This window comes from Pontibacterium sp. (genome assembly GCF_041587635.1).
In the GTDB taxonomy this organism is placed as follows: Bacteria; Pseudomonadota; Gammaproteobacteria; order Pseudomonadales; family Balneatricaceae; genus Pontibacterium.
This window is the reverse complement of sequence record NZ_JBFGYC010000159.1, coordinates 1-7318: the sequence shown is the minus strand read 5'-3', so window position 1 is coordinate 7318 and position 7318 is coordinate 1. Positions and strand designations below refer to the sequence as shown.

Below are 7318 nucleotides of genomic sequence, written 5' to 3'. Positions count from 1 at the left end.
TGAGACATCTGAACAGTACAGCCTCAAGCAGCTTGATGAGTTTCCTCAGCATACCTTCGAAACGAAAACTCCGTGGACTGATCGACATACATTCAGCGGACCTTTACTGAAGGATCTTATATTCAGGTCCGGTCATGTAAAACCGAAGGCATTAACTGCGCGTGCGTTGAATAACTACATTGTAGATGTAGACCTGACATTAGTTGAAAAGTATCCGGTGCTTCTTGCGACACGCATGGATGGTAAGCCGATGCGTATTCGCAACAAGGGCCCAATCTGGATTTTGTTTCCCTTAGACCAATCTCCTGAGTTAGACACGATGGAAGTCCATGGCCAAATGGTTTGGCAGCTTGAGATATTAGAGAGCCAATAATTGAAGCGTATTAAGGTCCGTAAGGACTACGTGCTGATCAGTATTTTGGTCATGGTGTTTGCCCTGAGTTCTGCATTCAGCCTATTCAAAATCAATATCGCCTCGGTCACCTTATCCGATGAGTATCCCTTGGCAGTCTGGACCATCAGTCAACTGGAAACAGAACATCGTGAGCTGATTCATCGCCTCGAGCTTTATTCTGTCGATGAAGTGAGCAAGGATGAGGTGCTTGAGGGGTTTGATATCCTTTGGAACCGCACCGAGGTTGTATTACTAGGATACGAATCACATTTTGCTCGGCAGTCGTTGGGAGCCAATGAACTTGTTCAGCGTTTGTTGAATACCCTGAAGGAACTTGATGAGCGGGTGCAGGCGTTACCTGAGGTTGGCAATAAACAAGTTACAGGGGCTGTTTACGCTGCGTTGGTGGAGTTCAGTGAGCCATTGCATGTGATGAATATTCGTAGCTTTCACGAGCGGGATACCGTGTACGGGCTGGATGCACTGACGGATACGTTAAGTGCGGCCAGTGCTGCTTTCTTTGGATTGGTTATCAGCGGCTTATTGCTAGTCGTAATGCTGGTGCGACAGTTTCGGGCTAGCCACCATATTGCCAATCACGATGCTATGACGGATCTGGCGAACCGGCGTTTCTTTATGGATCAGCTGGATCAGCTGATCCCTCGGGCTGAGCGTTATGACCAGCGTTTTGCGGTGTATTTGATCGATCTCGACGGATTTAAATCTATTAACGATATGCACGGCCACATGTTTGGTGACAAGGTGCTAAAAGTTTTTGGGCGCAGTCTGCTACACAGCTTGCGCAAGTCAGACGTCGCTGCTCGATTGGGCGGGGATGAGTTTGCGGCTATTCAATATCCGGTTGGGTCATCCAGAGAGATTCCAGCGCTAAGTGAGCGTTTGAGAAAAGGGTTAGTTGACTCAATTCCCAGTGGATCGTCGACCGTCAGTATTAAGTACAGCATGGGGGTCGCGATCTACCCCGAGGATGGCCGTAATGCTGAGCAGTTACTGCATGCGGCTGATATGCAGATGTATGCTGAGAAAACTCAATCGAAGCGCCTAAGCGCGGTTCAGGCTGCACCTGAAGCATCCAGTGTCTGAGAAAGTTTTGCGTACGTAAGCTGGATCTTAAATCGGCCCTTAGTGACCAATCACACGGGGCCTGGTTATAAGGCTGGCTACTCAATAGGGAGGTGGCCAGTCTTTACCCAAATGATGGTTTCCTCTTCCACAAAGGGGAAATGCTCACTCATATGGGGGCTACGAAGCCAGCTTCCTGTAGGGTATTGCCCATATTCATCACAGAATGTACCGGACAATACCAGTATCTCTTCGCCGCCAAAGTGCTTGTGAGGCAGGAAGCGTTCACCAGCAGGCCACTTCACCAGTGCGGTATGTTCATGTTCGAAACTATGCAAAGGCATGACTTCTAAGTTTCCCTGTCCCGGTAACCATGTTGTTGACGTTGTATCAATCCGTACGGTTTTCTGGTCGTCTAAGGAAAACTGATGCAGTTTTACAAACAGCGTACAGCCATTGTCGCTGAATGGTGCATGGGTGCTGCCATGCGGATTACGAATATAGGTCCCCGCAGGATAATCGCCGTGCTCGTCGGAAAACACGCCTTCGAGAACCAGAATCTCTTCACCATAAGGATGCGGGTGGCTGCTGAAGCGCGCACCTTTTTCATAGCGGACAATGCTGGTGGCGTGACCCGATTCTGCTTCGGCACGTGCCAGTGGTTTGCGCTCGACACCTTTGGCGGGGCTGGGCAGCCACGCCATTGAGCGGGTCTCGATAATAACCCGTTGCGAGAAGTCCATATTCAACATTGTTTAATTTCTCCCAGCCATTACGCCACCATCCACGTCCCATACAGTGCCGGTGACCCAGCTGCTTTTATCATCCAGCAGGAAGTCGATAACAGCCGCCACATCATCCGGTGAGCCTGTGCGGCCGATGGGATGGAACTCATCAAACGTAGACAATACTGCATCTACTTCGTTCGGGTCGATAAAGGATTCGTAAATCGGTGTTTTAACCACGGCGGGAGCCACGGCATTGACACGGATATTGTGATCCGCCAGCTCCATCGCCATATGCTGGGTCAGTGCGTGAAGTCCGGCTTTTGCCATGGAATACGCGGATGAAGGTGTGGCTTTGATCGCTTGTTTAGCCCACATCGAGCCGATATTCACGATGGCGCCACCGCCGTGTGATGTCATGTTACGGGCGACAGCCTGAGAAATAAAAAATGCTGCGCGGTTAAGGTCCATATATTTGTCATAGTCGGCGGAGGCATGTTCGAGGAAGGCTGTTGGCGTGAACTTGCCTGCGGCATTAACCAGATACTTTACGTGTGTGGTGTGGTCGCTTACAAAGTCGATAATGCGTTGCACGTCTTCAGGCAGGTATAGGTCTGCTTGTAGCGTGTCTGCTTGCGCAGGGAGATCGAGACTGTGTTTGGCGGTGATGAGTTTATCTTTGGAGCTGCCAATCAGGACAGTATGGATACCTCGAGAATTCAGATGTCTGGCTGTTGCGAGTCCCATGCCGCTGGATCCGCCCACAATCAGTGCTGTCGTTTGGTTGAGGTCTTTCATTCGGTAATCTCCCGTGTTTGATGTATGGTGTGATTGAAGGTTAAAGAACGCAGTAGCTTCTTGAAAAGTAAGTACAAATTGGTTGGGTAGGTACTTTTTGGTACATCTTTATGAAAAGTCAGGAAAAAGTTTTTTCTAGAAAATCAGCGCCGGAACGTAGTGCACGGATGGTGGAAACTATCTACGGCTGCAAATGGTCGTTAATGGTGTATCAACTGCTTGCAAACGGCATTAATCGACCGGGTGAAATGGTGCGCAGTGTGGAAGGGTTGAGCACGAAGGTGTTGAATGAGTGTCTGCGAAAAAACATCCAGTTCGGCATTCTTGAGCGCCAGACGTTTAATGAGATACCGCCGCGTGTTGAATACCAAGTGACGGAGTTTGGCGGCAAGTTCCTGCGCATTATTGATGCGCTGGAAGCGTTGCAAGATGAAATTGACGATGGGAAATAGGGAGGTGCTCCTGTGAGCTTTCTTAATGGCCGGCAAAAACGAGTCAGCCCTATTATGTCCTTTCACCGATATTAACCGTTTCTAAGAGCACAACTGATGATTACAAGACGCCGCTTTCTGCAATACACATCCCTGTTGATGGGGGGATCCTTTATGGGGCATGTTCAGGGCGGATCCCTGCGCAGCGGTGCGCGAAGTGACTGGTATATGCCGGACGAGAGTGCACCTCATAAACGGACGTGGATGTGTTTTATTGCGAGCTACGATATTTGGGGTAAGAGACAAGTACCCGAAGTTCACCGAAATTTGGCCACTATTGCTAAAACCATCGCACAATATGAGCCGGTATCGATGCTTGTAAGTCGTGAGGATTACGCTAACGCTGTCGAGCTATTGGGTGGCTTAGATAATCACGTTCATCCCATTGAATTGATTGAGTTCACCCTGAATGACTTGTGGATCAGGGATACAGGCCCCGCTTTTGTCGTGAATGATCAGGGGGGATTGGCGGCGGTGGACTTCAACTTTAATGGTTGGGGAGAAAAGCAGGACTATGAGTTTGATGCCAAAGTGGCAGGTTTTGTCGCACAGGAAGCCGGCGCTCGCAGCATCGAATCCAGCTTGATTCTCGAAGGTGGCTGTTTTGAAGTTGATGGCCACGGCACCGCAATTATGACGGAAAGCTGCATACTCAACGACAACCGGAATCCAGGTTGGTCGAAAGCCGATGCAGAGCGTGAGTTAAAAGCGTTGCTGGGACTGGACAAAATTATTTGGCTGAAGGGCATCAAGGGTAAGGATATTACCGATGGTCATACAGATTTCTACGCACGCTTTGCTAAGCCTGGTGTGGTTGTTGTCGGTCGAGAGATGGATGGCGACTCTTATGATTACAAGATCACACGAGAGAACATAGCGATTCTGGAGGCATCCACTGATGCTCAGGGAAATTCTTTTGAGATCATCGTTCTGGATACGCCGTGGGATATCAATACGCGATACGGCACAGAATATTTTGCGGCAGGTTATGTTGGATACTATGTCTGTAATGGTGCAATTATCATGCAGAAGTTTGGCGACAAACAGGCCGATAACGCTGCAAAACGTCAGCTGCAAAGGGCGTTTCCTAATCATCGTATAGAACAACTCGCCATAGATGGTATTGCCAGTGGGGGCGGGAGTATTCACTGTGCGACTCAGCAAGAACCACGCGTTTAAGCACCGTGCTTGATGGTGAGAATTTGGCTCCCTGACAAAAGAGGGAGCTTATGAGGCTGGGTACCAGTCTGGGGTGAGCCGCCCTCAGTTCATGAGAGAGGTTACTCGTTTGGCGACCTCTTGCCCTAACAGCCTATGCTCGGGTGTATCTAGATGGAAACCGTCGTATCGGCTTAGTGTGTTGTGCGCCCATTGGAGCACTCTTCATTCGCACTGATCTCCGGCCCCAATTGCTGCTGCATGGCACCCAGCTAGCGCAGAGAGCGTGGCTGGCGATTACGGCTGCCAGGGATGATGACCCATGACATCGAGTCGCCATTAACTAAGATATTCAGCATTCAAACTCCTTTTGCCGTACAACTCATCAGATACGGTATTGCTCGGCGATATCGCCGTGCCAGTCCATACCCATACCCATACCCATACCCATACCCCTACCGATGCTGTCGCTTAGTGTACAGTAACCGTTTTCAACCTGTAGCGGTTCAGCGAGGACCGAATTCCACCAATCACCGTACTCTACCCAATGGGCGGTTGGTGTGACGCTGAGTAGCTGGCTGCTTATTTCTGGCCATAGATGGCTGGATACAGGGATGTTTTTGCTCGCCGCCATCGCAGCGCCGCGCAGCCATCCGCTAACACCCCCGACTTTCATGACATCGAGCATCACGAAATCAGAGGCGTTATTGTCGAGTGCATGCTGCAGATCTTGTGTACCCCACCAGTTCTCGCCGCTTTGAATCGGTGTATCAGACTGGGCGCGGATTGCAGCGTGACCGCTGTAATCATGGGCGAGGGTAGGCTCTTCGATCCAGGTGAGTCCTGCGTCATTCAGGTGTTTTACCCGCTCGATTGATTGTAATCCACCATCACCGCGATATCCGGGCCAACGGTATCACGGATTGCGCGAATGACCTTGAGGTCTTCACCGACATCGGGGTAACCAATCTTGGCCTTCACACCCTTTAAACCGCGTTTTACCCACGTTTCTGCGCTTACTGCGGAGCCGTGCTCGCCGTCGTAGCCAATCCCACCATAAACGGACACTGCTTTGCTCGTTCCTCCGAGCAACTGAACCAGGTTAGTCTGATGGACGCGTGTATGTGCATCCCACAGAGTCATGTCAATTGCGGCCAGTGCCATGCCAATCAGTCCTTGAGTGCCCAGCAAGCGAAACCGAGCGCTAAGTTGCGCTTCCAGCTGTGTTGGCGCCAGAGTCTGGTTTTCAATAAGTGCAGACATATTGCTGATTAGATCTGTCAGCGGATTGAGTGCAATAGGTGCATGGGTGAATACGATGCTGCGTCCGGTGATACCCGCGCTTTGTGAGTACTAAGGGGGGCAGACAGCACGCCACTGGCGGTGCGATGGGGTTCAAGCATCGGCAAACGAATAGCAGAAACATTTAGTCCGGTGATTTTAGGTTGATGGCTACCAGTCTTTTTTTGTACTGCTCCGTGTTCATATGTGACCTGAGATGCAGGGTAAACAGCTGAGCGTAAAGGGGGCAATCACATTAAGGGAAGTGGTCGGACCGCCATGAGCATGTCGATGGTGGCAGATATAGAAATGGCCCTATAAAGGGCCATTTGAGAGAGGTTGGAGCGTATTAAAATCAGACGATACGATTCAGGTCTTCTCGCAGTTCACGTAACTTCGCCGCCATGATCTGCTCAAGACGATCTATTTCATTGACCAGTGCCAGACGACGATCATGATTGCTCTGGTTTTTATTCAGTGCATTCAGTTCGTCTACCGCTGCCAGCAGCACCGGATCGCTGCCGTCGTTATCGCGGCTTTGAGACGCTGCCTGAGTGTCGGCAGCGACCACTTTGTTTCGTTCAAAAGAAAAAGTACTGCTGTCGGGCAGGGCGGAGCCTTCAGGGCGCTTAAAGTAAACTTTCAGCACCTCCTGCTCATCCTGGCGACTCAATTTGTAGTGGCTGATGATGTTTGTATCTGTCAGGCCCATCGCACTCAGGGTGTTAAATTCAGACATTGCTCTTCCTACTTTTTCTTATATTGATAACGCGTGATGATCGACTTTTAGCATAGTGAACGGTGCTAGAAGCTGTAGGGCCAGTTGGTTGCTGATGATGCGGCCAGTTTTGGTTCTAGCGTTAATATTTTTCTGGCACTAATCCCGCAACGACGCACTGCTTATAGTGAAATGATCAAGTCAGCACCGTATTGAGGGAGTAAACGGATGTTTGGCTGTGGTTATGGAGCCGGGCCCAACCGGAAACTGTACAGACTATAAAAAGACGCAGGAGTCACTAATGGCGACTAAGACCCACGTTACGATCGAACTACAAGCTGAAACTCTGGAACTGTTTGATCGTTACCACAAATACACCGGTACCACGCCTGAGCTATACATCACCGAATTGGTTGAGAAAACGCTGCCAACCGTTTCTGCCATGGTAGATGCGATGGATGAAGCGAGTGAAAGCCCGGAAGGTGCTGATGTGATGGAAATTTTTGGACGCAAGATGGCTGAGGCCGCCTTGCAGCAGAAACAGGAAGCGAAGGAAGCTCCGCTGACTGTTTGAGACGGACTCGTCTCTCCCTTAGAGTCGTTACTCTTTCTTTGCTCTGGTAACGCGCTTTTAGAGCCACATCCCCATGTGGCTCTTTTTTTTGCCTGC

The 7318-nt window shown here is 50.2% G+C and carries 8 protein-coding genes and 1 pseudogene; 5 read left to right on the top strand and 4 right to left on the bottom strand.

Translation table 11 applies throughout. The features are described 5' to 3' along the window. Together ABYW01_RS09775 and ABYW01_RS09770 are read left to right on the top strand one after the other, a co-directional pair. On the top strand, window positions 1–373 hold a 373-nt coding region (locus ABYW01_RS09775), incomplete at its 5' end, for a hypothetical protein (protein WP_372832390.1). Beyond that, the gene (locus ABYW01_RS09770) at window positions 374–1498 is read left to right on the top strand and encodes a diguanylate cyclase domain-containing protein (protein ID WP_372832389.1); all 1125 of its coding nucleotides are present in this window, start codon (window positions 374–376) and stop codon (window positions 1496–1498) included. It begins immediately after the preceding gene. Window positions 1499–1575: 77 nt separating this feature from the next. Here ABYW01_RS09770 and ABYW01_RS09765 read toward each other — a convergent pair whose 3' ends face one another. Beyond that, the gene (locus ABYW01_RS09765; RefSeq protein WP_372832388.1) at window positions 1576–2229 is read right to left on the bottom strand and encodes a cupin domain-containing protein; all 654 of its coding nucleotides are present in this window, start codon (window positions 2227–2229) and stop codon (window positions 1576–1578) included. A 3-nt stretch (window positions 2230–2232) separates the two neighbouring features. Then, window positions 2233–3000: an SDR family NAD(P)-dependent oxidoreductase gene (locus ABYW01_RS09760; RefSeq protein WP_372832387.1), complete on the bottom strand. Its 768-nt coding sequence runs from the start codon at window positions 2998–3000 to the stop codon at window positions 2233–2235. Window positions 3001–3110: 110 nt separating this feature from the next. On the opposite strand from ABYW01_RS09760, the gene ABYW01_RS09755 reads away from it, so the two are divergent. After that, the gene (locus ABYW01_RS09755; RefSeq protein ID WP_372832386.1) at window positions 3111–3452 is read left to right on the top strand and encodes a winged helix-turn-helix transcriptional regulator; all 342 of its coding nucleotides are present in this window, start codon (window positions 3111–3113) and stop codon (window positions 3450–3452) included. A 96-nt stretch (window positions 3453–3548) separates the two neighbouring features. Next, window positions 3549–4670 (top strand): agmatine/peptidylarginine deiminase, encoded by a 1122-nt coding sequence (locus ABYW01_RS09750; protein WP_372832385.1) that lies wholly within the window; start codon window positions 3549–3551, stop codon window positions 4668–4670. A 364-nt stretch (window positions 4671–5034) separates the two neighbouring features. Here ABYW01_RS09750 and ABYW01_RS09745 read toward each other — a convergent pair. Beyond that, a pseudogene (locus ABYW01_RS09745) lies at window positions 5035–5984 on the bottom strand (enolase C-terminal domain-like protein). A 301-nt stretch (window positions 5985–6285) separates the two neighbouring features. After that, complete coding sequence (locus tag ABYW01_RS09740; RefSeq protein ID WP_372832383.1) at window positions 6286–6669, bottom strand: DUF3461 family protein; 384 nt, start codon at window positions 6667–6669, stop codon at window positions 6286–6288. Window positions 6670–6949: 280 nt separating this feature from the next. Here ABYW01_RS09740 and ABYW01_RS09735 point away from each other — a divergent pair, with 280 nt between their 5' ends. After that, window positions 6950–7222, top strand: coding sequence for a hypothetical protein (locus ABYW01_RS09735; protein ID WP_372832381.1), 273 nt, complete (start codon window positions 6950–6952; stop codon window positions 7220–7222). Window positions 7223–7318: the final 96 nt, after the last annotated feature.

Coding starts and splice junctions, on each gene's coding strand:
- ABYW01_RS09765 (WP_372832388.1), bottom strand. CDS start 2,229: ATGTTGAATATGGACTTCTCGCAACGGGTTATTATCGAGACCCGCTCA.
- ABYW01_RS09760 (WP_372832387.1), bottom strand. CDS start 3,000: ATGAAAGACCTCAACCAAACGACAGCACTGATTGTGGGCGGATCCAGC.
- ABYW01_RS09755 (WP_372832386.1), top strand. CDS start 3,111: ATGAAAAGTCAGGAAAAAGTTTTTTCTAGAAAATCAGCGCCGGAACGT.
- ABYW01_RS09750 (WP_372832385.1), top strand. CDS start 3,549: ATGATTACAAGACGCCGCTTTCTGCAATACACATCCCTGTTGATGGGG.
- ABYW01_RS09740 (WP_372832383.1), bottom strand. CDS start 6,669: ATGTCTGAATTTAACACCCTGAGTGCGATGGGCCTGACAGATACAAAC.
- ABYW01_RS09735 (WP_372832381.1), top strand. CDS start 6,950: ATGGCGACTAAGACCCACGTTACGATCGAACTACAAGCTGAAACTCTG.